The following is a 22980-nucleotide window of genomic DNA, read 5'->3' on the forward strand; positions in this document are numbered from 1 at the left end:
ACCCCCCAGCCCCCTAAAGGGGGAGAAAAAACGGCTGGGTTAACTCCCCCTTTAGGGGGCTGGGGGGCAAAGTCCGGTCTCTTTATGGCTTTACCTGCTTATCAACCCTTCCCCAAACAACCTCTATAGTGTCGTTGCCGGTTTGAGCAATTGCTTCCTGATTTTATCAGCCGCCGACAGGTCCGTCAGGGTAATATTCATCCGGTGGCGCATGGTGGGCGAAGCCGTTAAAATTTCCGTTGCCATCTGAATCAGCAGGGCTGCCGTTGCCGATCCGTTGGCTTTTCGGCGTGCGGGCCGTGCTGAGGTCGTAGCTGCACCGTGATGCAGTGGTTTGCTGGCCGTGTAAGTCGATTCCATAGGTATGTTCTCTAGCAGTTGTTGTCTACTTAAGAACAAAATCCAGCCGAAATTCGTCCCATTTTTACTCAGCTTTACCATCAGGTCATCTAACTGATTAACAGCAGCTTAAGTGTATACTTTCGAGTTTCAGCAACAGCAGGCGTAGCTGGTAAAACAATCAATTTCAAGGTGCAGGTAACCCACATAGCTACGAGGAAAAGTGTACATAATTATGGACTCGCCAAACCATTTTGTCCGTCGGCTGTTTGACTTTACCAAACGGATTGGTTTGAGGAAATACACTCAATACAGATAGACATGCGTCACACAGTGTGGATGTTTTTGCTGATTGCCACCGCGCTTCTGGGCTTTTGTGGCTACTGTACAGCCCTGCTGGATTGGGTGCAGGACGTTCGGACCGGCGCATACGGACTGAATTATCAGGAAGCGGTTCTGGAAACTTCGGCCCTGATTATGTATACGTATCTGTCGATTCGATTTTTTAGAAGCAAGCTATTCCCCTGATCGGTATAATAGATCCAAATTTTAGTGTCAGTTGCCGATAACCGGTTCAGGGCCAGTCAGTCAGTTTTCACCGGATAAGTAAATGAATTTGCTCATATTGCAGCCATCTTCTATCAAGCAACTTGACTAGATCGGCCACACTCAACGTCACCATCACTATGCGCAACACTACCAATTAGCTGAAACCCGATTCACCGGTTTCAACCAGGCAATTTTTCAGGTGGGGTACCGTGCTATCCGGCGCGACTCAGTGCGCCTTCCGGGTTAGCTTATCGACACAAAAAATCCGGCGGCCGGTTTCGGGCCATGGGCGTTTGGGTTCTTCTGTGCGCCTGTTTATTCATGATGTCTTTGCCTTTTATAGCCAGTTGTCCCGCTCATCGGCCTGGGTGCTCCTGATCGGTTTGTTCTATGCCATGGCGGTGCTGGAAGTAGATCCCGGCGACCTGGGCGATGACTTTGGCGACACCTACGACACACATCTGTCGGTCACCTCCGAAAAGTCCCTTGAGGTCTTACCGGCTTTTTTTCCTGCCCCGTCAGCGTCAGATCAGTCCTTTGGCTTTGTACGTCGACTGCCCCTCCGGCTAGTTCGGGTTGTCCATAATCCGTACCAGCAGCGTCTGGCGCCCGCCCGGCGCATTTATCTCCGTCATGCGGTCTGGCGTATATAACCAGCCTTCGACAATGACCCGGCCTCAGAACAGGTTCCTGTAACCAGTCCTCGATTACGATGATCGGCTGCGCGCCCTGCTGACCTGTACGATAACCTCTACAGTAGTAGGGACAATTTCGTTCGACTATACGCGAAACAACGTATATACCTACTCGTTCGTCTTTGAAACGTAAGTAACGACAGGTTACAAGTTTACGACATCAGCCGCTTAACGATACACTTACTCAACCATTCGTTAACTTAAATTTTCAGTATCAGCACTTCCTGGCACTGTCACTAGTATGATTACTCAACGACATAACCAGTACCCGCGCAGGCTCTGGACTACGCGCTTTATTGCATATGGCCTTTTCGGACTACTTATGCCTGCCGGTATGGCATCGGCTCACGGCCCCGATTCGTTACGACTTCCCCGGACGTTACCAACCTGGGTGCCCGTAATTCCCGTCGATTCGGCGGGGAAGCGGTCTACCCGGGCCAGCGTCGAAGCGGGCGGTTTTGCCTCATCGTCCGGCGTTACCCCTTTCTGGCTACAAACCAATCAGTTTGGCGTTGTTCCAGCCACGGCTCCGTCGGGCCTGCTGCGGGTCGGCATGCAGCAGACGTACCGGCAGGGAACCAGCCCGCGCAAAACCGACTGGGGTTACGGACTGGACATAGTGGGGCAGGCAGGATCGAGCCAGGGCGTTATTCTGGCCGAAGCTTACCTAAAAGCCCGACTTGGTGTGTTCGAACTGTTTGGCGGCCGGCGCAGGCAAATAGTGGGTCTGGTCGAAAGTCCGCTCTCTTCGGGGTCTTTTATCTGGTCGGGTAACGCCCTGCCCCTGCCCCGGGTGCAGATCGGTCTTCCTGATTACGCCCCTTTGGGCTTTACCCGAAACTGGCTGGCTGTAAAGGGCTTCTTTGCTCACGGCTGGTTTGGCGATGGGCGCTACGTACAGCGTTCATACCTGCATCAGAAGGCCATCTTCCTGCGGCTGGGCACCGACAGATCGCGGGTTCGGCTATACGGCGCCTTCAACCACCAGTCGCAGTGGGCCGGCTACGCCCCCTTCCTGGAGATGGATCCTGCCACCTCGTTCGGGGGTCAAATTGCCAATAGCCTCGACGCGTACCTCAACGTGGTTGTGCCGATGAAGACCGACGCCCTCAAAAACCTGTCGAAGTTTACCACCTACGATCAGAACCGGGTAGGCGACCATCGGGGCGCGGCCGAGCTGGCTCTGGACGTAAAGGCCGGCACGTGGTCCATACTGGTTTATCAGCAGCATTTCTACGAGCGGGGTCGTAAACTGCTCAACTTCCGCAACATTGAAGATGGCCTGTATGGGCTGCGGCTCCTGAATACCCGCAGGAAAGCTGCGGTTCAGGAGTTCATCGTTGAGTTATTCAACTCAGGAAATCAGGGCTACATGCAGTTCGGTCAGCATCTGGGCGGAGAACACGAAGAATATTTTCTCAACGGGCAATACCCCGACAGCTGGTCATACCGGGGCCGGACGCTGGGTACGGCCTTCATCAGCCAGGCCCGCGATACCAACCCTACCCTACCTCGCCCCACATTTGAGGGGATGACGGCCGATAACCAGCTTATTCAGGGTATTCACGGCATCAACAACAACCGCGTGTGGGCGCTGTATACGGGTATAGCCGGGAATCTGGGCGCGCGCTGGGGCTATGTCGCCAAAGCGTCGTTCAGCCGAAACTACGGCACGCTTCACCTACCCTTCCCGGCCGAAACGAACCAGCTCTCAACCATGGCTTCGCTTACCAAATCCCTGCGCTGGCTGAACGGGGCGACCATGCTGCTGTCGGTTGGCTACGATCAGGGCAAGCTTTTAGCGAATCCGATGCAGTACGGAGGTTACCTCGGCTTACGAAAAGAATGGAAAGTTCGCTCATGACCCCTACCAGCCGCACCCGCATCTACGCCTGGCTACTGCTCGGAATGGGCAGTTTACTGAGTCACTGGCTCTATTACGACCTGCTCACCAGCTGGCTCCAGACCCTCGCCAGGCTGGATAGCCGGTCGGTTGACGGGCGGCAATTCGGCTGGCTATCAGTTGGGCTAGCCCTGTGGCTATGGGGCGCGCTGTTCTTCTATAAGAAAAACGCCAGGCTCCTCAAGTCCGAATTTCGCTAATTAATTGTTTTTTCAACTAATTGACTTACAAGCAGTTAACTTTTTTTCACTCAACACCAGCTATTCACATGACATCTGCCTCAGCACCCAACGCCATCAAATTACCCAGTATCTCTGATCCGGTTGCTATCGACTTTATCACCTACCTGGAAGGGTACGGCAACTACACCCGGGTTTACCAGCAGGCCAAGTCGACGCCCCTCGTTATCAGCCAGACCCTCAAATGGTTCGAAGATCAGCTACCGGCCTTCATTCGTACGCATAAGTCAGTGATGGTTAACCCGAGTTACGTGGCCACCATCAGCCAGGGCGATGATGCCCGTACCATACGCCTGAAGCTGGTCGACGGCTCCTGGATATCGGTGTCGCGTCGGCGGGCCGATCTCGTACGCGGCAAACTGACAACCCTCCGGCGCTAACGGCAGCCGATTGAAACAAGGCGGCTGGTTCAGTAACCCGTCGGGTCTTCGTTTCGGTTATGCTCGAAACAAATATCCCCGGCACGGGTGGGTGCCGGGGATACTGGTATGCTACGAAACAGGGTTGCTTACTTGCTGGCTACCAGCTTCATTTCAACCGTAAAATCGTCGTATATGGCTTTGTCGCCAATGTTCTCGAAGAACGATTTCGATCCGTAACGGATGTCGTATTTCGTACGATCGAGGGTGGCTTTGCCGTTAGCTTCGATGGTGTTGCCGTTCATTTTAACCGTAGCCGGGAACGTTACCGCATTCGTGATGCCTTTGATGGTCATGTTACCGGTGATGTCGTAGACGTTGGCCCCCTTCGGCGTCACTTTCGTGATTTTAAAGGTAGAGGTCGGGAATTTCGCCGTGTTGAAGAAATCTTCCGACTTCATGTGGCCGATAAATTTGGCGTTGTAGCCGGGGTCGGTCAGGTCGGTACAGGTAATGCTGTTCATGTCGAAATTGAACGAACCGCCCGTGATTTTGCCGCCGTCGACGGTGAACGCACCGTTTTCCAGCTTAACCGCACCCGAGTGCTCACCGGTTACTTTCTTGCCATTCCAGTTCAAAACGCTTTTCTGGGTATCTACCTTAAACGTAGCAGGGGCTTTTTTAACAGGACCAACAAAGGCCGAGGTGGCAGCAATTACCGCAACGGCAACCATGCCTGTCAGAAATTGACGAGTTTTCATAGAGATTACTTGTGTTAACTTGGTTGTATACTTGAATTAAAGGAAATACGTGTCAGGACCGCATTCGGTCCAGGAGATCGCTCAGCAGAACCGCTTCGTCTTCGGTTAGCTTACACCGCTGGCTCTCGTCCCATTCGGTCAGATGCGCATCAATCCGTTTCAGCAGCGCCAGCCCCTGTTCGGTAATGACCACATCGACAGCCCGGCGGTCGCTCGGACATTCCGTCCGGAGAACGAGCCGCTTCAACACCAGTTTATCGACCAGGCGCGATGCATTCGACATTTTGTCGAGCATACGCTCCGTAATGTCGCTCACCTTGACCGGGTTGGGGTGCTGACCGCGCAGGATACGCAGCACGTTATATTGCTGCAACGTCAGACCAAACGGTTTTAATATACGGGTCTGGTTGTCAGCAATCCAGTTGCTGGTATAGATCAGGTTCACCATCACCCGGTGATAGGGTGTTTTGAACGGTGTCGTTTGTTTGATGTCGGTTTCAATTGACATGATGCAAATATAGTGCAATTACATTTAATGTAACAACATTAAATACAAAAAGTTTTTTTATCGATAAGGAACAAGCTGAGGAGCCGACAGGTCGAAGTCGCGGAACCGGAGGGCCGGCACCCCTTCAAAAGCCTGACGGAAAGGCTGCCGGTTGTTCGGAATGTTGGGATAGTACGACAGCCGGATCTGAAAACTAGTAAACGTCAGGTTCTCGTTTCGCAGTCGGAACCCCAGACCGTAGCCCTGGTACAAAGGGCCCCGCAGTAGCGAACGACCCGGGAAACTGACCAGACCCAGATTGGCAAACGTGATAAACGCCACCCGAAAGCCAATGACGCTGATGCGTGAGAAGAGAATGTTCTCGTAGTTGATCAGCATCCGTTTGGTACCGCGCAGCGCGTCGCTGTTGATCCCGATTCCGTCGGTGTTGATCCCGCTTCCCGAACTGCTCAGCGATATGTATTCGTTCTGAAACCGCCCGATACCGGTCGTGAACCGGGTGTTGAAAAAATGACGGGCGTTGCCCCAGCGGGTGGCCAGCAACGGACTGAAATAATTCGACTCCAGCGATACCACCCCCTGCTCAATACCCTGGCTCCGCGCGTAGCCGCCCAGGTTGACCAGCCCATAGAGGTAACCGAGTCGTTTGACGTACTGCCCGTGGGAGAAGTTGATGCCCGTATACAGGCGTTTGCCCAGTTCGGCATTATCATACCCGATTATACCGGCCAGGGTTCCCCCTACGGGTACGTCCTCCGTTCGGCCGAAGCCGTAGATCAGCACGTCGCGCACGTACTTCCGGCGCGACACACCCACGCTGAACAGGGTTGTTCGGCTGTTCTGGTAAATCTGGTTGGTATCGGCCGTTACGGTGGGGCGGTTGACGTACTCGTAGTTGGTATTGCGCAGGGCTACAATCAGTCGGGTACGGCCAACCTCGTCGGGGTTCTGCGGACCGTAAAACAGGCGGAACGACCGGCCAATCCAGACATCGGAATAATTATACCGCAGGGGAACCAGCAGGACGCTGTCGTTGCGGTCTACGATCCGGCTGTTGATCTGCGTATGGTTGAGTTCGATCGATCCCGCGTATTTGGTATCGGGCGTCAGAAAGGGTCTGAACAGCCGTACGGCCGCCTGCTTCAGATCACGCAGGTACAGAAATTCGGCCTGGGCGGTCAGAAACGTTTTTCCGATGAACGGTACCGTATAGCGCCCGCGGTACTCCAGTTTCTGGCGGGGGTCCCGGCCGGCATAGGCTACCTGCGCAAAAAACTGATGCCCCAGTCCCCTGAAATTACGCTGCTCAAAACCAACGTTGAAATTGTCGAGCCCCCCTACTCCACCCGTGGGCAGCAGCGACCAGACGTCCTGGGTGATCACATACACATCCACAAACTGACGGCTTCCCTCCCGGGGTAACACCAGAATCCGGGCATCGTGGAAAATACCCGAAGCGGTTGTCCGCAGCAGCCGTTCGTTATCGCGCAGCACGTTGGGATCAACGGCATCGCCTTCTTTAAACAACAGGTACGATCGGCGGATAACGTTCTCGCGGGTATTGGTATGCAGCCGGTTGGCGGTTCGTTCGAGCCAGTTGCCGGGCTGCCGCAGCGTATCGTAGACCGACTGCCCGAATACGCCCAGCCGCCGAATGTAAATGTCGCCAATAATCCGTCCCGCAAAGGGCAGGAACGGGTTTTCTTCGATCTGGTTGACCTCCCCGGTTCTTGACCGGCTGTTATACACATCCCGGAACACCGCATCGTAGAGCTGTCGGGTGAGCCGACGCTTGTACATGCCTGTTTTGAGCCGGGTGTAGAAAACGCTGTCCCGTTGCTGCAGGATACTGTCGGCCATGACCATGGAGCGGGTCGTTGCCAGCGAGTCGGCCGCCAGCACCCGTTTTGATTTCTGGCGGGTACTGTCGATCTGCGCCTGTACGCTCAGGATACATCCGCACCAAAACAGCCCTGCCAGCCAGTATCGGTAGACCCGGAGGTAACTGTTTGCAACGGTGTTTTTCATGATGTTGGGTTACGTACAGTCTTTGGATAAAACAGCTCAGCTCTGGTTTAACGATGCATTGATCAGTATAGTAACGATTTTACGCGTCAATGATCTTAACGAGCCAGTAATCCCGCTGCCGCTCGGGGCCAAACTGGAAGTAGTGAAACCCGAACCGCTCGAATCCCATCCGCTGGTAGAAGCCCAGGGCCCGTTCGTTGCGCTCCCAAACGCCCAGCCACACCGCTTTGTAACCCTGCTGCCGGGCCCAGTCCAGGCAGTAGTTCATCAGCAGGCGCCCCTGCCCCCGCCCCACCTGGCTGTTTAACAAATAGATCCGCTGTATTTCGATGGCCTGACCACGACCCCGGTACGGCAGCGGCATCCGGCGCGGAGGGGCATGCCGGCGGAGTTTGGCGAACCCCACCGCGGAGCCATCCTGATCTGCGATGAAAAAAGACGACCGCTTATCATCCAGTTCGGACGCCAGCCTTTCGGGCGTCAGGGCTGACTGAATATAGGCGTCAACGACCGGCGCCGGATTATGGGGTGGCCCGAAGGCTTCGCGCATGGTAACGGCCGACAGGTCAGCCAATAGAGCCGCATCGGCAGCTGTAGCGGGACGGATAAACACGTCAGATAGGGTTTAGTGCGTATGATTTACGAATTTTGTCGATAAAAATAGCCATAAACACCTTGATGCGTCTACGCTATCCGCTGGTGCTGGCGTCGGGTTCGCCCCGTCGAAAGCAACTTATGACCGATGCCGGTTTTTCCTTTACGATCGAGACCCGCCCTACCGATGAGGTCTTTCCCGACACGATGCCGGCCAACGAGGTCGCCGAATACCTGGCCCGCCAGAAAGCGGAGCAGTTTCTGCCGGACCTCGGCAACCGGCTCGTACTCTGCGCCGACACGGTCGTTATTTTGGACGGCCAGATTTTGAACAAACCCCAGAACGAAGCCGACGCCCGCCGTATGCTACGCGCGCTCTCCGGACAAACCCACCGCGTACGAACGGGCGTGGCCATCCTGAGTCCGGACGGGTTCGATTCATTTACGGACGAAACGACGGTTCAGTTTGCCACCCTCACCGATGCCGAAATCAGCTATTACATCGACGTTTGCCAGCCGTTCGACAAAGCAGGGGCCTACGGGGCGCAGGACTTCATCGGCCTGGTCGGTATCGAGCGGCTCGATGGGTCGTTTTATACGGTGATGGGGTTACCAACGCATCGCGTTTATCAGGCGCTGAAAGCGTTCATGATCTAGGCCCTACTCAACTACGACGTCGCGCTCCAGCGGCAGGGCATCGACCGGACCGGCGCCCTGAAGCTGCTGATAGACCAGCCGATACCGACCGGCGGGCAGGGTTGCCGGTACCGGAAACAGAACCGATGAGTCGGCCTGCGGCATCACCGTGTACTGCTCGGCCGGGTTGGTCAGCGAAATGAGCCGGAGCTGCGGCCTGACCGGGCTGCTGGCGGCTGCTGCCACCTCGGCCACGGAGGTCTGGATAGCGTATGTTTTGCCGCGCCGAACAACCAGCGGTGTCGTAAACGGAGCGCTGGGTGTCAGCAACTGACCGGCCGACGCAGCCGTTCCCGACTCAGCTATCCGCTGGATAAACAGCGTTCGGGCATCGCGGATGACAACGAGCCGGACCTGAGCCGCTGTCGGCTGCTCGTCCTGAAAAAGCTGTGCGTAGTAATAACCGGGTTTCAGCTGGGGTGGGGTTCTGAACGCAGCGGCCGTACGGCGAAAGCCACCTACAACCAGCGGAGCCTGAAAGGTCTCGCCCGCAGCGTTGGTAAGCCTCAGGCTCAGCCGACTGTCTTCGTACAGATTATAACCTGTCAGGACAAACGATGCGCTATCGACCAGCACGGGGCTGGCCTCGGCCGACAGCACCACCCGCCCCTTCCGCACCGTCAGGGTCTGGGGCAGCGTAGCCGTGCGGCCATTTTCTTTGCGCACCGACACCGTATACTCGCCCGGATCGACAACGTTATGCTCAACCAGCAGCGACAGCACCACAGCGCCATCGGTCTGGCGGGTCGACTGACAGGTGCTGCCGGGACACAGGAAGAATTCGCGTCGGCGGGCGGTTGCTACGTTGGTCAGCGTCAGGAAACCACAGGCGACACTATCCCTAAAATTATAGATCGGAAAGCACAGGCTCGACGGCTCGGCTTCCATGCTCACCTCGCGGGGGCCCGTATAGGGAGCAAAGGTCATATCGCCGGCGGCTCTGGTCACAAACTGATAAGTAGCTGCCTTTTTGGTATCACTCACGATCCGGAGCGTCTGCGTATCGAGTAGCCACTGATTTTTGTCGTTGCTGAACAGCGACGAGTTGCCGTAATCGACGGTGGTGTTGGGCGTGAGCTGCAGGATCGGCACCACTCCCGTAGCGCTCAGACTGGCGGGAATCGTGACCACCACCCGGCGCAGGTTCTGATCGATGCGGATATGGTCGGCCGGAATACCAGCCAGGGCCAGCCCGAGGAGCCGGGGCTCACCGTCTGGTCCGGACCCGGGGTTGGGAGCCACGGCATCGGGCCCACAACGGCTGAGCAGCAGCAGCAACAGCCCGGCCAGCAGGCCATGTGGCCAACGCAACGGTCGAGTCGGGTAGCCGGAAAACGTCCGTCCCATGGTATTTTCCTTTTTATGCAATAGGATGATTTTTTCGGATAAAACCAAGTTTTCCTGAACGCATAGTAGCATCAGGCCGCGTGGTATTTCCGTAAGTTTGCTTTACGTATTACCAGCTAACCCATGCGAACACTTCTTCACACGTTTATTTTTTCGATTTGTCTCTTCCTGACGGCACAGGCTCAGGTAGTTACCACCCAGCCCGCTTTTCCAACCGCCGACGCCGAGGTTACCCTGACCATCGATCTGAAATTAGCCACCGATAGCCGCGCCAAAGCCCTGCTTGGCAAAACGGACGACGTTTACCTCTGGTCAGGGGCAGGCACCTCCGAAACAGGCAATGCCTTTGAATTTCAGCCAGCGGGCCAGACCAACTTCAGCGCCCCCTTCGCGCCCGGCAAAATGACCGCCCTCGGCAATGACCGCTGGCAGATCAAACTCGTACCGCGTACGTACTTCGGTGTTCCTTCCGGCCGCCCCATCCGGAAACTGGGCCTGCTGCTCAAGAGTGGCAACGGCCAGGCGCAGACCGAAGACCTGCAGGTCATTATTTATGATGACAGCTTCAACCTGTCGCGGCTCTCGCCCAATCAGAAGAACTTCTACGTCGACGCCAACCTGGACCTGCTCGTTCGGTATAAAACGTCCCGGCAGGCTACCTTCTCCCTGACCCTCGACGGTCAGCCCACGCCCGCGCTCCCTACCGGCGACTCAGTACGGACCACGCTGAACACCGGCACCCAGGCCGGCGTTCGTCGGATGGCTATTCTGCGCGCCACCGCCACGGCTGCTTCGGCCGAGTCGGCGGCCGATACGTTCTATTTTACCGTAAAGCCCCAGCCGACCATTGCCGCACTCCCCTCGGGCCTGCAGGATGGCATCAATTATACAGCCGCCAACCGGGGCGAAACCAAAGTGACGCTGGTGCTGTACGCGCCGAAGAAAAGCTTTGTTTATCTGCTCGGCGAGTTCAACGACTGGACCGTCAGCCCGGCTTACCTGATGAACCGCACCCCCGACGGCAACCGCTACTGGCTCGAGGTGTCGAACCTGCCCACCGGCGAAACCGCCTTCCAGTACCTGGTCGACGGCACCATCCCCGTTGGCGATCCGTATGCCGATAAGGTGCTGGATCGGAACAACGACCGGTTCATCACCCCGGCTACCTACCCCAACCTGAAACTCTTTCCCGAAAAAGCGCAGGGCAACGTGGTATCGGTACTTCAGCCCGCCCAGGCTCCGTTTACCTTCACCACTAATTTTCAGCGGCCCGCCGTCAACACCCTGGTTGTTTACGAACTGCTCGTGCGGGACTTTTCGGCCAGTCAGACCTTCAAAGCCGTACAGGACAGCCTGCCTTACCTGAAGCGGCTGGGGATCAACACCATTGAACTGATGCCGGTCATGGAGTTCTCGGGCAACAACTCCTGGGGCTATAACCCCATTTATTACTTCGCCCCCGACAAAGCGTACGGCACCAAAAATGACCTGAAGCGGCTCATCGACGAAGCCCATAAACAGGGCATTGCGGTGGTACTGGATATGGTGCTGAACCAGGCCGACTACGAGTTTCCGTACGTAAAAATGTACTGGGATGGCAACCGCCCCTCGGCCGACAGCCCTTTTTTCAACCAGCAGGCCACCCACCCCTTCAGCGTTTTCTTCGACTTCAACCACGAAAGCGCCGATACCAAAGCGTTCGTAGACCGGGTGTGCCGGTACTGGCTGCAGGACTACCGGTTCGATGGCTTCCGGTTCGACCTCTCCAAAGGATTCACGCAGAAAAACACGGGCGACAACGTCGGTGCCTGGGGGGCGTATGATGCCAGCCGGGTGGCCATCTGGAAACGGATCTATGATCAGATTCGCGCTGTTGACCCAACGGCCTACGTCATTCTCGAACACTTTGCCGAAAACACCGAAGAGCGCGAACTGGCCGATTATGGCATGCTCTTCTGGGGCAACCACAACGGCGACTACCGGAGTGCGGCCCGCTCGGGGCAGGGCAACCTGTCGGGGATATCGTACCAGCAGCGCAACTTCCGGTCGCCGAACCTGATTGGCTATGCCGAAAGCCACGACGAAGAACGACTCGTGTACGACCTGCGCCAGAACGGCCAGACCCAGGGCAGCTACTCCATCAAAAACCTGCCCACCGCCCTCGACCGCGCCAAGCTGGCGGCAGCCTTCCTGCTAACCGTACCCGGCCCGAAAATGCTGTGGCAGTTTGGCGAGCTGGGCTACGATGCCTCCATCAACACCTGTCCCAACGGCTCCATCAGCGACGGGTGCCGCACCGATCCCAAACCCGTTCGGTGGAACTATTACCAGGAAGCCGACCGGCGGAAACTGTACAATGTCTACGCCGAGCTGATCAAACTCAAAACCACCGTGCCGGCCTTTGCCAGCACCGATTTCTCCACCGATTTTGCCAACCCGGTTAAACGGCTGACCCTGCGCAGCTCGTCGGGAACGGTTTTTCTGCTCGGCAATTTCGATGCGCGCGCGCAGACGGTCAACGCCGGTTTCCCTTCGGCAGGCACCTGGTACCACTACTTTACCGGCCAACCGGTAACGATTACCGACGCGGAGCAATCCGTTACGCTGGAACCCGGCGCGTTTCATCTGTACACGACCAGCCGCCTGCCTACCCCGCCGGCCGGGCTCGTCCCGTTCGCGCTGGTTCCCAGTCCCGTAACGGCCAGCGAACCCGACGCATCGGGACAGATTACGGTCTCGCCGAACCCGGTCGATAACCAGATGGTTATTGACGTGACGAGTTCGTACAGAGGTTTGGTAGAATTTAACCTCCTCAATGCGGGTGGCCGGTCAATCCAGACCGTGCGAAGCCAGAAGTCTGCCAGCCAGCTTCGGCAGCCGCTGGATCTGCACACCCTCCCCACCGGCTCTTACCTGCTCCGTGTACAGCAGGGCGACCGGCAACGAACCGTTACGGTATTGAAACGGTAAAAGATCGTCCTGTCCCGGGATATGCCCGTCATCGGGTGGCCCGGGCAGGACGGTATAACAGTCTATTACATGACCCGATTTGGTCTTTTTCTGGCGTTCTTCTGGATGCTGGCTCTTACGGCGTCGGCTCAGGTTCGGGTAGAGGTGTCGGAGTACCCGGCGCTGTCGCCAACGGCATCGGGCCTGTTTATTGCCGGCGAGTTCAACAACTGGAACCCCGGCGACCCCCGATTTGCGCTCCGTCGGCAGAACAACGGTACCTACGCCATCACCTTACCCGATACGCTGCGCCGGTTCGAGTACAAGTTTACCCAGGGCAACTGGTCGCTGACCGAGGGCGACAGCGACGGCCGGGCCGTGGCCAACCGGGTTTTTGAACGAACGCAGGCGGGCCCGGCTTTTGTCCGGGTACGTATCGAAGGCTGGGAACAGAAACCCATGTACCGCTTTGTGGTGACGGAGGTACCGGCCAACACCCCGGAAGACGCCACGCTCTACATTACCGGCTCGTTTAACCGCTGGAATCCGCATGATGCGCGCTACAAACTCCAGCGGCAGGCCGACGGTACCTTCCGCGTCACGGTCTATAGCGACGCGCCCCTGCTCGAGTACAAGTTTACCCGGGGTAGCTGGGATGCCGTAGAAGGCCGCGAATCGGGTAAATCACGCCCAAACCGGACAGTAACCCGCACCGAAACCGGCAACCAGGACATCGAGGTTACGATTCAGAGCTGGGAAGACCTCACCAGTACCTTCCAGTTTTACTCGGTATACGACCTGCTGATGCTGTTTTCGTGCTTTCAGGGGCTGCTGCTGCTCATTGCCATTCCGAGTATTCAGAACTACAACCGCGTTGCCAACCGCTGGCTGGTGGTCCTGATCGGCAGTTCATCGCTGTTCATTCTGCTGAAGGTTATCAGTGGCTACCGCGATGTGGCGCAGGCCTATACCAAACTCCTGCTGGTGCCGGACTTTATCTGGTTTCTGTACGCTCCGCTGTTCTATTTCTACATCCGTCGGCTCCTGTTCTATGCGGGGTTACCCAACCGGCGCTGGGCCTATCACTTTATTCCGGTGGCCATTCAGTTTCTGGCGTACCTGCCCTACTTCCTGATGGAGAGTAAAACGTTCCAGCTCCGGATTGTCAACCAGGACCCGGTGCTGCGGGGGCTGTTTCTGGTTACGGGTTTTCTCGCGCTGGTTTTCAACGCGGTTTACTGGCTGAGCTGCCGCCGAACCATCCGGGCCTACAAAACCCATTACCAGACCAGCGTATCGTACGAGCAGAACCTCGAATACCTCAACACGGTACTTATCATCCAGGCCGTTTGCCTGACGCTCTGGACCTTCCTGTACGGGTTGGTACTGGTCAGCCGGCTGATGCCGTTCGATGTGCTGGTGCTGGCCGAAGGGAGCGTAGACACCATCTGGCTGGCCTTCTCGACCATCATCTATTTTCTGGGCTACGTGGCCGTTCACCAGCCGGAGATCTTCAAGATGCCCCAACCCCGGCTGGCCGACGCGCCCCCCGTCAGCTTTTTCGAGGATGTGGTACACCCCCTGAACGAGCCCGCTCCCGAGCCAGCCTTCGAGCAGGATAGCCTGCCGATACCGGTAGCCGCCGTCGATGCAGACCAGCGGCCCGGCACCCACAAGCCCACGCTGGCGTTCGACCTCCCGAAATATCGCGACAGCCTGGAAGCCTACATGCGCGACCACAAACCTTACACGAACCCGAACCTGACCATCCATGAGCTGGCCAGCGGCCTGAAAATCCCCCCGCATGTGCTGTCGAAAGTCATCAATGAAGGCTTCGGCAAGAACTTCTTCGACTATGTCAATCAGTACCGGGTAGAGGAGTTCAAGCAACGCATGGACGACCCCCGCAGCCGTCAGCACACCCTGCTCAGCCTGGCGTTCGACGTAGGGTTCAACTCCAAATCGGCTTTCAACCGGGCGTTCAAAAAGCTAACCCATCAAACGCCGAAGGACTATTTCCAGATGGCCAGCGAAGAGCAGCCTTTGTAATACGGATCAGATCGATATTGCCCAATTTTATCGGCTGACTGTTCTATCAACGTGCCATTTTTGTAAAATGGCACGTTCTTTTTTTCATATATAATCTACTGGTTTACAGTTTATTATAAATAATTTTAAAGTTTCTTAACACATTCCGAAAGTGGAACGACAGCGGGGAGAGGCAATGGTACTTTTGTCAGATAAAGTTGACTGAAACAGCTGCTTCGGTCAATAAATCAAGTGTATTAAACCATTGTAAATCAACCCAATGATGAAACTCTTTTCACAAAGGTTTCGACGGGATGCTCGATCGGCTTCGCTCTGGCGGCTGGTCGTCATCGCGCTGTTATCCGTCGGCATTCACGCATCAGTACTCGCGCAGGGGGTAACCCTGACGGGGGTCGTTAAGGAGGCCGACGGCGTCCCGCTCCCCGGGGTTACGGTACAGGTAAAAGGTACCAACCGGGGTACGCAGACCAATGCCGATGGCTCCTATCAACTGACCAACGTACCGGCAGGGTCGGCGCTGATCTTTAGCTTTATCGGAAAAACCCCGCAGGAGGTGCTGGTCGGTAACCGCACCGCCGTCGACGTGGTCCTGGCCGACGATTCCAAATCGTTGCAGGAAGTCGTCGTGGTGGGGTACGGTACCCAGCGCCGGAAAGACCTGACCGGCGCCATTACCTCTATCTCGGCCGAAGAATTTCAGAAAGGGAACATTGTCAACCCTGAACAACTCGTGGCAGGTAAACTGGCCGGGGTCAGCATTACGCCCCCCAGCGGTCAGCCGGGCGGGGGGAGTACCATCCGCATCCGGGGCGGTTCGTCGCTGAACGCAAGCAACGACCCGCTCGTAGTTATTGACGGCGTACCGGTCGATAACACCAACATCAGTGGAGCATCGAACGCCCTGAGCCTGATCAACCCGCAGGATATCGAAACCTTTACGGTTCTGAAAGATGCATCGGCAGCGGCTATCTACGGCGCCCGCGCAGCCAACGGGGTTATTCTGATTACGACCAAAAAAGGACGGCAGGGCGATCAGCTTCGGGTGAGCGTGAGCGCGCTCGGCTCCGTATCGCAGCTGGTCAAGCAGGTGCCGGTGCTGTCGGCCGACCAGTTCCGCGATGTCATCGGGCAGACCGGTAATGCGGCTCAGCAGGCCCTGCTCGGCACCGCCAATACCAACTGGCAGGATCAGATCTACCAGACCGCCCTCAGTGGCGACTATAACGCATCGGTTACCGGCTCGGTGAAGAACATGCCGTTCCGGGCTTCGTTTGGCTACCTGAACCAGAACGGGATTCTGAAAACCTCCAATTTCGAGCGTTTTTCGGGATCGCTGGGTCTCTCGCCCCGCTTCTTCAACAACCACCTGCGCGTAGACGTCAACCTGAAAGGGTCGATCATCAACAACGTATTTGCCGATCAGGGCGCCATTGGTGCGGCCGTGGCGTTCGACCCCACGCAGCCCGTTTATAGCGGTCAGGACACCTACGGCGGTTTCTTCGAGTGGCTCGACCCGGCTACGGGCCGCCCCAACACCCAGGCCACGCGTAACCCGCTGGGCCTGCTGATGCAGAAACAGGACCTGACCACGGTAAAACGGAGCATCGGTAACGTTCAGTTCGACTATAAATTCCACTTCCTGCCCGAGCTGCGCGCCAACCTGAACCTGGGCTACGACCTCTCCTCGTCGACGGGAACGATTTTCGTACCGGCCGATGCAGCCCTGCAGTTTAACCGCGGTGGTCAGAGCAGCCAGTCGGCGCAGACCCGCGATAACAAAACCCTGGAGTTTTACCTGAACTACGTCAAAGACCTGCGCAGCGTGTCGAGCCGGGTCGATGTCACGGCCGGGTACTCGTACCAGGATTTCATCCGGAAGAGCCCGAGCTTTCCGGAGCTGACGGCCAACGGTACGGAGTTTACGCCCGCCGGCGTTCCGTTCGAGACCCAGTATACGCTGCTGGCCTTTTTCGGACGGGCCAACTATACCTTCAAGGATCGCTATACGCTGACGGCCACCCTACGCCGGGATGCAACCTCGCGGTTCAGCCCCGAAACGCGCTGGGGCTGGTTCCCATCGGCGGGTTTTGCCTGGAACATCAAAGAAGAGTCGTTCCTGCAGGGTGCCAAAGCCCTGTCGGCCCTGAAACTGCGCATCGGTTACGGGGTTACGGGTCAGCAAGATCTGCCTTCGGGCCTGAGCGACTACCCGTACCTGCCGCGCTATACCCTCAGCGACCTGACGGCTCAGTATCAGTTCGGCAATTCGTTTTACCGGACGCTGCGGGCCGAAGGGTATGACGCCAACCTGAAGTGGGAAGAAACCCAGGCGCTCAACGCAGCCATCGACTACGCCTTCTTCGACGGCCGGATCTCGGGTAGCATTGACGTGTATCAGAAGAAAACTAAAGACCTGCTGGCTACCATTCCCGTACCGGCCGGATCGAACCTGACCAACCAGATCCTGACCAACGTGGGTAATCTGGAAAACAAGGGGGTAGAATTCACGATCAACACCAACCCCGTTCGGAACGAGCGCCACAACCTCGACGTAGGCTTCAACATCACCTACAACCAGAACAAGATCACCAACCTGAGCAAAGTACCAAGCCCGAATGATCCGGGGGTGCTGGTGGGTGGCATCACGGGCGGAACCGGCAACACGGTACAGATCCAGACCGTAGGCTTCCCGACCAACTCGTTCTTCGTGTATCAGCAGGTGTATGATGCGTCGGGCAAACCGCTGGAAGGAGTTTATGTAGACCGCGGCCGTAACGGCGAAACCACCGGCGACGGCAAGATCACCATCGACGACCGCTACCGCTATCAGTCGGCCAACCCGAAGATATTCCTTGGGTTTACGAGCCAGTACACCTACGGCAAGTTCAGCGCGGGTTTTGTGCTGCGGGGCAACATCGGCAACTACGTGTACAACAACGTCCGCTCGAACTACGGCGCCTACCGCAACTTCACCAACGCGCTAGGCTTCAACGCCAACGGCTCACCGAACGTGCTCGAAACCGGTTTCGTCAACAATCAGTACTTCTCGGACTACTACGTAGAGAACGGCTCGTTCCTGCGGATGGACAACCTCAACTTGGGTTACAACTTCGGGAAGGTGAGCAACCGCCCCGGCAAAGGCATGAACCTGCGGCTGTCGGCTACGGCGCAGAACGTCTTCGTGATCACCAACTACACAGGTCTCGATCCGGAAGTGTCGGGTGGTATCGACAACAACCTGTACCCCCGCCCCCGCATCATCTCGGCCGGTCTAAATCTCGATTTCTAATCCACAGCCGACGGCTTGCAGTCAATCCGTCGGCTGTACTACAGAACTATGAACGTACTTACATCCATCACAAAAACCGGTGTTCTGGCCGCTTTGCTGCTCACGGCAGCCTCCTGCCTACAGGACCTCGACCGGCAACCGGTCTACGACGTCACGTCGGCGTCGGTGTATAAAGACCCGGCCAACTACAAACAGGTACTGGCCAAACTCTACGCCGTTCTGGCCGTGAGCGGACAGCAGGGCCCGGCGGGCAAACCCGATATCGCCGGCATTGACGAAGGCTTCTCCAACTACCTGCGTCAGTACTGGAAAGCCCAGGAGCTGACGACCGACGAAGCCGTTATCGGCTGGAACGACGGGTCGCTCCCCGACTACCACAACATGAACTGGTCGTCGAGCAATGAGTTCATCACGGCCATGTACAACCGGATTTTCTACATGGTCACCGCTACCAATGAGTTCATCCGCGAAACCACCGACGCCAAACTGGCCGAACGCGGTATTACGGGCCAGGCCGCTACCGACGCCAGAACGTTCCGGGCCGAAGCTCGTTTTCTGCGCGCCCTGGCCTATACGCACGCCATCGACCTGTTCGGCAGCGTACCCTTCGTGACCGAAACCGATGCGGTGGGGTCGTTCCAGCCGCGCCAGATCAGCCGGGCCGAGCTGTTCACCTACGTTGAAACCGAGCTGAAAGCCATCGAAGAAGAGATGGCCGCGCCCCGCGCTGCGGAATACGGCCGGGCCGACCGGGCAGCGGCCTGGACCCTGCTGGCCAAACTGTACCTGAACGCGCAGGTCTACACCGGCACCGCCCGCTATACCGACGCCGTGACGTATGCCAACAAGGTGATCCAATCGAACGCCTACGCCCTCGACGCCGACTACAGCAAGCTCTTCCTGGCCGATAATGGCAGCTCGCGCGAGATTATCCTGCCCGTCACCTTCGACGGTACCCGGACCAAAACCTACGGAGGCATGACATTCCTAGTTCACGCGGCTGTGGGCGGCAAGATGAGTCCGACCAGCTTCGGGATTAACAGCGGCTGGGCCGGTCTGCGTACTACCAAAGGACTGGTTGACTCGTTTGCCGACCCCTCGGGCCGGACCGACACGCGGGCACTGTTCTTCACCGATGGCCAGAATCTGGAAATCAACGAGGTGCTGAACAAGTTTGAAGACGGCTATGCCATTACCAAATTCAAGAACGTAACCTCGGCTGGCCAGCCCGGCTCTGACGTTGAAGGGAACTTCCCCGATACGGACTTCCCGCTCTTCCGGCTGGCCGATGTCTATCTGATGTACGCCGAAGCGGTACTGCGGGGCGGTACGGGGGGCGACGCAGCTACGGCGCTGACCTACGTGAACCTGCTTCGTCAGCGGGCCTACAAGGGCACGACGGGCAACATCACAGCCACGGCCCTGACCCTCGACTTCATTCTGTCGGAGCGCGCCCGTGAACTGTATTGGGAAGGCCACCGCCGAACCGACCTCATCCGCTACGGCCGCTTCACCGAAGCTACGTACCTCTGGCCATTCAAAGGGGGCGTAAAAGCCGGACGGGCCGTCGAGTCGTTCCGTACTGTTTTCCCGCTGCCCGCGGCCGACCTTATTGCCAATCCAAATCTGAAACAGAATACAGGCTACTAAACCAGTTTCTGGTCATCGATTCGGTCTATACACACAAAAACCCGAATCGATGACCAGAAACTGATAATCAGTCATTTTTATGAAAACACGGTTTTACAATCTGCTCGTCATGGGCATGGCGTTACTGACGCTGGGAGCGTGCGAGAAAGAAGACGTACGGGCCGTTCTGAACCCCGGTTCAGCTCCCGTAGTGACACTCTCCTCGCCAACGGTCGTGCTGACCAAAGAGAATGCCGACCAGGACGCGCTGACCGTATCGTGGGCGAAACCCGACTACGGCTTCAATGCCCCGGCGGCCTACACTATCCTGATGGATAAAAAAGGGGGCGACTTCACCAACGCCATTACGGTATCGACGGGTAGCGAGCTTCGAAAAACGTTTAAAGCGTCGGAGCTGAATCCTATGTTGCTGAAGCTGGGGCTGGTAGCCGGTACGGCCGCTGATATCGATCTGAAAGTACAGTCGGACCTGGGTCCCGGCGCGGTACTGATGTCGGCCGTGAGCAGCGTAAAAGCAACGCCTTACCTGGACAAGCTGGACCTGAGCAGCACCTGGGGACTGGTCGGCAGCGCTACCGCCAACAGCTGGGATGGCCCCGATCAGCCCTTCTACAAAACCGACCAGAACAACGTGTTCGTGGCCTATGTAACCCTGACCGATGGCGAGATCAAGATACGCCAGGATAACAAATGGGACGTAAACTACGGCGGCACCGGCGGCACGCTGAAAGCCGGGGGCGATAACATCGTGGTGAAAGCAGGTAACTACCGCGTTACCATCAACATGACCGCGCTGACCTATGCCGTTGAGCCATTCTCGTGGGGTATTGTGGGCAGTGCCGCTCCCAACGGCTGGGACGGTCCCGACGCGCCTTTTGTCTACGATCCCTCTACCGACCAGTGGCGGGCGGTGGTAACGCTCAAGGATGGCGACATCAAGTTCCGGCAGAACAACGCCTGGACCGTCAACTACGGGGGTGCGGCCGGTACGCTGAAAGAAGGGGGCGATAACATTGCCGTGAAGGCAGGCACCTACCTCGTCACGGCTGATTTCAAACCGACGGGTCTCAAATACACCATCGAACCCTTTAACGCCTGGGGGCTGGTCGGCAGCGCGGCTCCCAAAGGCTGGGACGGTCCGGATGCTCAGTTTCAGCCCAGCTTTGTGGAAGAAGGTATCTGGACGCTTAGTAAGGTAACGCTGAAAGATGGCGAGATCAAATTCCGTCAGAACAACAAATGGGACGAAAACCTGGGCGACAGTAATGCCGACGGCGTCCTGGAAAAAGGAGGTGGTAACATCACGGTGAAAGCCGGTATCTACGACATCCAGCTCGACCTGACCAATGCCAGCCGACAGACCTACAAGCTGACAAAAAAATAACCCCACGCAGCGGTTTACCGTTATACTATCGCCTTTGTTCGTGATGTTCCCAGTGGTACGGACCGGATAAGGGCGATACTTTTGTTTGCATATGACCGAAGCGTTACTCCACCATCGTTTGCCCCACGCCCGCCCCATCGGACATACCGGCGTCCATTACGAAATCTTTGTCCGTTCCTTTGCCGACTCCAACGGCGACGGCATCGGCGATCTCAACGGCGTTACCAACAATCTCGATTATTTACAGGATCTGGGCGTATCGGCCATCTGGCTCATGCCCATCAGCCCCTCGCCCAGCTACCACAAATACGACGTTACGGACTATTACGGCATCGATCCGGAATACGGCACGATGGATGATTTCCGGCGGCTGATTGCCGAAGCCCACAAACGAAACATTGCCGTACTGATCGATCTGGTCCTGCACCACACCAGCACCCAGCACCACTGGTTTCAGGAAGCCCGCAAAGGACCTGACAATCCCTACTGGCCCTACTACAAATGGCTCACGCCGGCCGAGATCAAAGCCCGCAACCTGGCCACCCGCGACATTACGGCCGACTCGGGCGAACGCAACCCCTGGCATGCGGTACCGGGCGCTGCCTACCCCGAACGGTATTATGGCATGTTCTGGCAGGGTATGCCCGATCTGAATTTTGAGCACCGGCCCCTGCGCGAGGAGGTATTCCGCATTGGCCGCTACTGGCTTACCGAGGTGGGCGTCGACGGGTTCCGGCTCGACGCGGCCCGCCACCTGTACCGCGAGTTCGAAGAGCCGAAAAATCATCAGTTCTGGGAAGAGTTTCGTCAGGAGATGGCCGCGGTGAAGCCAGACATGCACCTGATCGGCGAAGTATGGACCCGCCCCGAACGGGTAGCGCCTTACTACCGCGGTCTGCACGCCACGTTCAACTTCGATTTTGCGCTCTCACTGGCCGAAGTCATCCGGCAGGAAGACGATACCGAAGACCTGATCGAATTTCTGGACCACGTACAGGGTGCTTACGAACACGTCAGCCCCGACTTCATCGACGCGCTGATCCTGTCGAACCATGATCAGGAACGCATCGGCAGCACCCTGCGGACCAATACGAACCATCTGAAAGTGGCCGCTAATCTGCTGCTCACCCTGCCCGGTAATCCGTATCTGTACTACGGCGAAGAAATTGGGATGCTGGGCCGCAAACCCGACGAGTTCATCCGCGAGCCATTCCTGTGGAACACCCGCGACCTCGACAAACAACGCACCTATTGGCAACGGGGCCGCTACAGCACCAGCAAAGCCATAAAGCCCCTGGCCCGTCAGCAAACCGACGCCGACTCGCTGTTCTGCCACTATAAACGGCTGATTCAGTATCGGAACGCCCACGCCGTACTGAACGACAACCTGAGCCGGCTGGAGCAGACCGGAATCCGGCAACGGGGCGTCGTGGCGTTTATCCGCAAGTCGGCTACGGGCGGGCGGGTGTTGCTGGTGCATAACCTGACGGCGAACCCCATCGAAGTGGTTTTCTCGCCCGACGAGGAATGGTGCCGCTGCCTTGTTTTTGCAACCCGCGAGGGTGCCTCCTTCAACGACGACCGGGTGCGGGTGCCGGGGTATAGCTGTGTGGTGGTGGAATAAGTTAAAAAACATATATT

General features: G+C 57.1%; 18 protein-coding genes. 12 read left to right on the forward strand and 6 right to left on the reverse strand.

Features of this window, described 5'->3' with window-relative positions; all coding sequences use genetic code 11:
- Positions 1-123: 123 nt before the first annotated feature.
- Positions 124-360 carry a hypothetical protein gene (locus tag B1C80_RS11115; protein ID WP_077921173.1) on the reverse strand — a complete coding sequence of 79 codons (237 nt, stop codon included), beginning with the start codon at positions 358-360 and terminating at the stop codon, positions 124-126.
- Positions 361-660: 300 nt separating this feature from the next.
- Here B1C80_RS11115 and B1C80_RS11120 point away from each other — a divergent pair, with 300 nt between their 5' ends.
- The 5 genes from B1C80_RS11120 to B1C80_RS11140 all read left to right on the forward strand — a co-directional run bounded on the left by B1C80_RS11120 (position 661) and on the right by B1C80_RS11140 (position 4105).
- Positions 661-867, forward strand: a complete 207-nt coding sequence (locus B1C80_RS11120) for a hypothetical protein (RefSeq protein WP_129603674.1) — start codon at positions 661-663, stop codon at positions 865-867.
- A gap of 326 nt (positions 868-1193) precedes the next feature.
- Positions 1194-1541: a hypothetical protein gene (locus B1C80_RS11125; protein WP_139361640.1), complete on the forward strand. Its 348-nt coding sequence runs from the start codon at positions 1194-1196 to the stop codon at positions 1539-1541.
- Positions 1542-1824: 283 nt separating this feature from the next.
- Positions 1825-3447: a capsule assembly Wzi family protein gene (locus B1C80_RS11130; protein WP_236648722.1), complete on the forward strand. Its 1623-nt coding sequence runs from the start codon at positions 1825-1827 to the stop codon at positions 3445-3447.
- A complete protein-coding gene (locus tag B1C80_RS11135) occupies positions 3429-3686 on the forward strand; it encodes a hypothetical protein (protein WP_139361641.1) in 258 nt (85 codons plus the stop codon). The genes B1C80_RS11130 and B1C80_RS11135 overlap by 19 nt, the downstream gene beginning before the upstream one ends.
- 68 nt (positions 3687-3754) lie before the next feature.
- Positions 3755-4105 carry a LytTR family DNA-binding domain-containing protein gene (locus B1C80_RS11140; RefSeq protein WP_077921178.1) on the forward strand — a complete coding sequence of 117 codons (351 nt, stop codon included), beginning with the start codon at positions 3755-3757 and terminating at the stop codon, positions 4103-4105.
- A 128-nt stretch (positions 4106-4233) separates the two neighbouring features.
- On the opposite strand, the gene B1C80_RS11145 is transcribed toward B1C80_RS11140, so the two are convergent.
- From B1C80_RS11145 to B1C80_RS11160, 4 genes are all read right to left on the reverse strand, one after another.
- Positions 4234-4845 (reverse strand): YceI family protein, encoded by a 612-nt coding sequence (locus B1C80_RS11145; protein ID WP_077921179.1) that lies wholly within the window; start codon positions 4843-4845, stop codon positions 4234-4236.
- A 52-nt stretch (positions 4846-4897) separates the two neighbouring features.
- Complete coding sequence (locus B1C80_RS11150) at positions 4898-5353, reverse strand: MarR family winged helix-turn-helix transcriptional regulator (RefSeq protein ID WP_077921180.1); 456 nt, start codon at positions 5351-5353, stop codon at positions 4898-4900.
- A gap of 57 nt (positions 5354-5410) precedes the next feature.
- Positions 5411-7219: a hypothetical protein gene (locus B1C80_RS11155; RefSeq protein ID WP_236648770.1), complete on the reverse strand. Its 1809-nt coding sequence runs from the start codon at positions 7217-7219 to the stop codon at positions 5411-5413.
- Positions 7220-7460: 241 nt separating this feature from the next.
- Positions 7461-7994, reverse strand: a complete 534-nt coding sequence (locus B1C80_RS11160) for a GNAT family N-acetyltransferase (protein WP_077921181.1) — start codon at positions 7992-7994, stop codon at positions 7461-7463.
- A 65-nt stretch (positions 7995-8059) separates the two neighbouring features.
- Between B1C80_RS11160 and B1C80_RS11165 the strand changes: the two genes are divergently transcribed.
- Positions 8060-8632: a nucleoside triphosphate pyrophosphatase gene (locus B1C80_RS11165; RefSeq protein WP_077921182.1), complete on the forward strand. Its 573-nt coding sequence runs from the start codon at positions 8060-8062 to the stop codon at positions 8630-8632.
- 3 nt (positions 8633-8635) lie between these two features.
- Here the strand turns inward: B1C80_RS11165 and B1C80_RS11170 are convergent, their stop codons facing one another.
- Positions 8636-9982 (reverse strand): hypothetical protein, encoded by a 1347-nt coding sequence (locus B1C80_RS11170; protein ID WP_077921183.1) that lies wholly within the window; start codon positions 9980-9982, stop codon positions 8636-8638.
- A gap of 159 nt (positions 9983-10141) precedes the next feature.
- On the opposite strand from B1C80_RS11170, the gene B1C80_RS11175 reads away from it, so the two are divergent.
- From B1C80_RS11175 to B1C80_RS11200, 6 genes are all read left to right on the forward strand, one after another.
- Complete coding sequence (locus B1C80_RS11175; RefSeq protein ID WP_077921184.1) at positions 10142-12988, forward strand: alpha-amylase family glycosyl hydrolase; 2847 nt, start codon at positions 10142-10144, stop codon at positions 12986-12988.
- Between the two features lie 69 nt (positions 12989-13057).
- Positions 13058-15016: a helix-turn-helix domain-containing protein gene (locus tag B1C80_RS11180; RefSeq protein ID WP_077921727.1), complete on the forward strand. Its 1959-nt coding sequence runs from the start codon at positions 13058-13060 to the stop codon at positions 15014-15016.
- A gap of 259 nt (positions 15017-15275) precedes the next feature.
- A complete protein-coding gene (locus B1C80_RS11185; protein ID WP_077921185.1) occupies positions 15276-18305 on the forward strand; it encodes a TonB-dependent receptor in 3030 nt (1009 codons plus the stop codon).
- 48 nt (positions 18306-18353) lie between these two features.
- Positions 18354-19955 (forward strand): RagB/SusD family nutrient uptake outer membrane protein, encoded by a 1602-nt coding sequence (locus B1C80_RS11190; RefSeq protein ID WP_077921186.1) that lies wholly within the window; start codon positions 18354-18356, stop codon positions 19953-19955.
- 79 nt (positions 19956-20034) lie between these two features.
- Entirely contained in the window at positions 20035-21339 is a 1305-nt protein-coding gene (locus tag B1C80_RS11195) for a SusE domain-containing protein (RefSeq protein WP_077921187.1), read from the forward strand.
- 91 nt (positions 21340-21430) lie between these two features.
- Positions 21431-22963, forward strand: coding sequence for an alpha-amylase family glycosyl hydrolase (locus B1C80_RS11200; RefSeq protein WP_077921188.1), 1533 nt, complete (start codon positions 21431-21433; stop codon positions 22961-22963).
- Positions 22964-22980 lie beyond the last annotated feature (17 nt).

This window comes from Spirosoma sp. 209, assembly GCF_002006735.1.
Lineage (GTDB): Bacteria > Bacteroidota > Bacteroidia > Cytophagales > Spirosomataceae > Spirosoma > Spirosoma sordidisoli.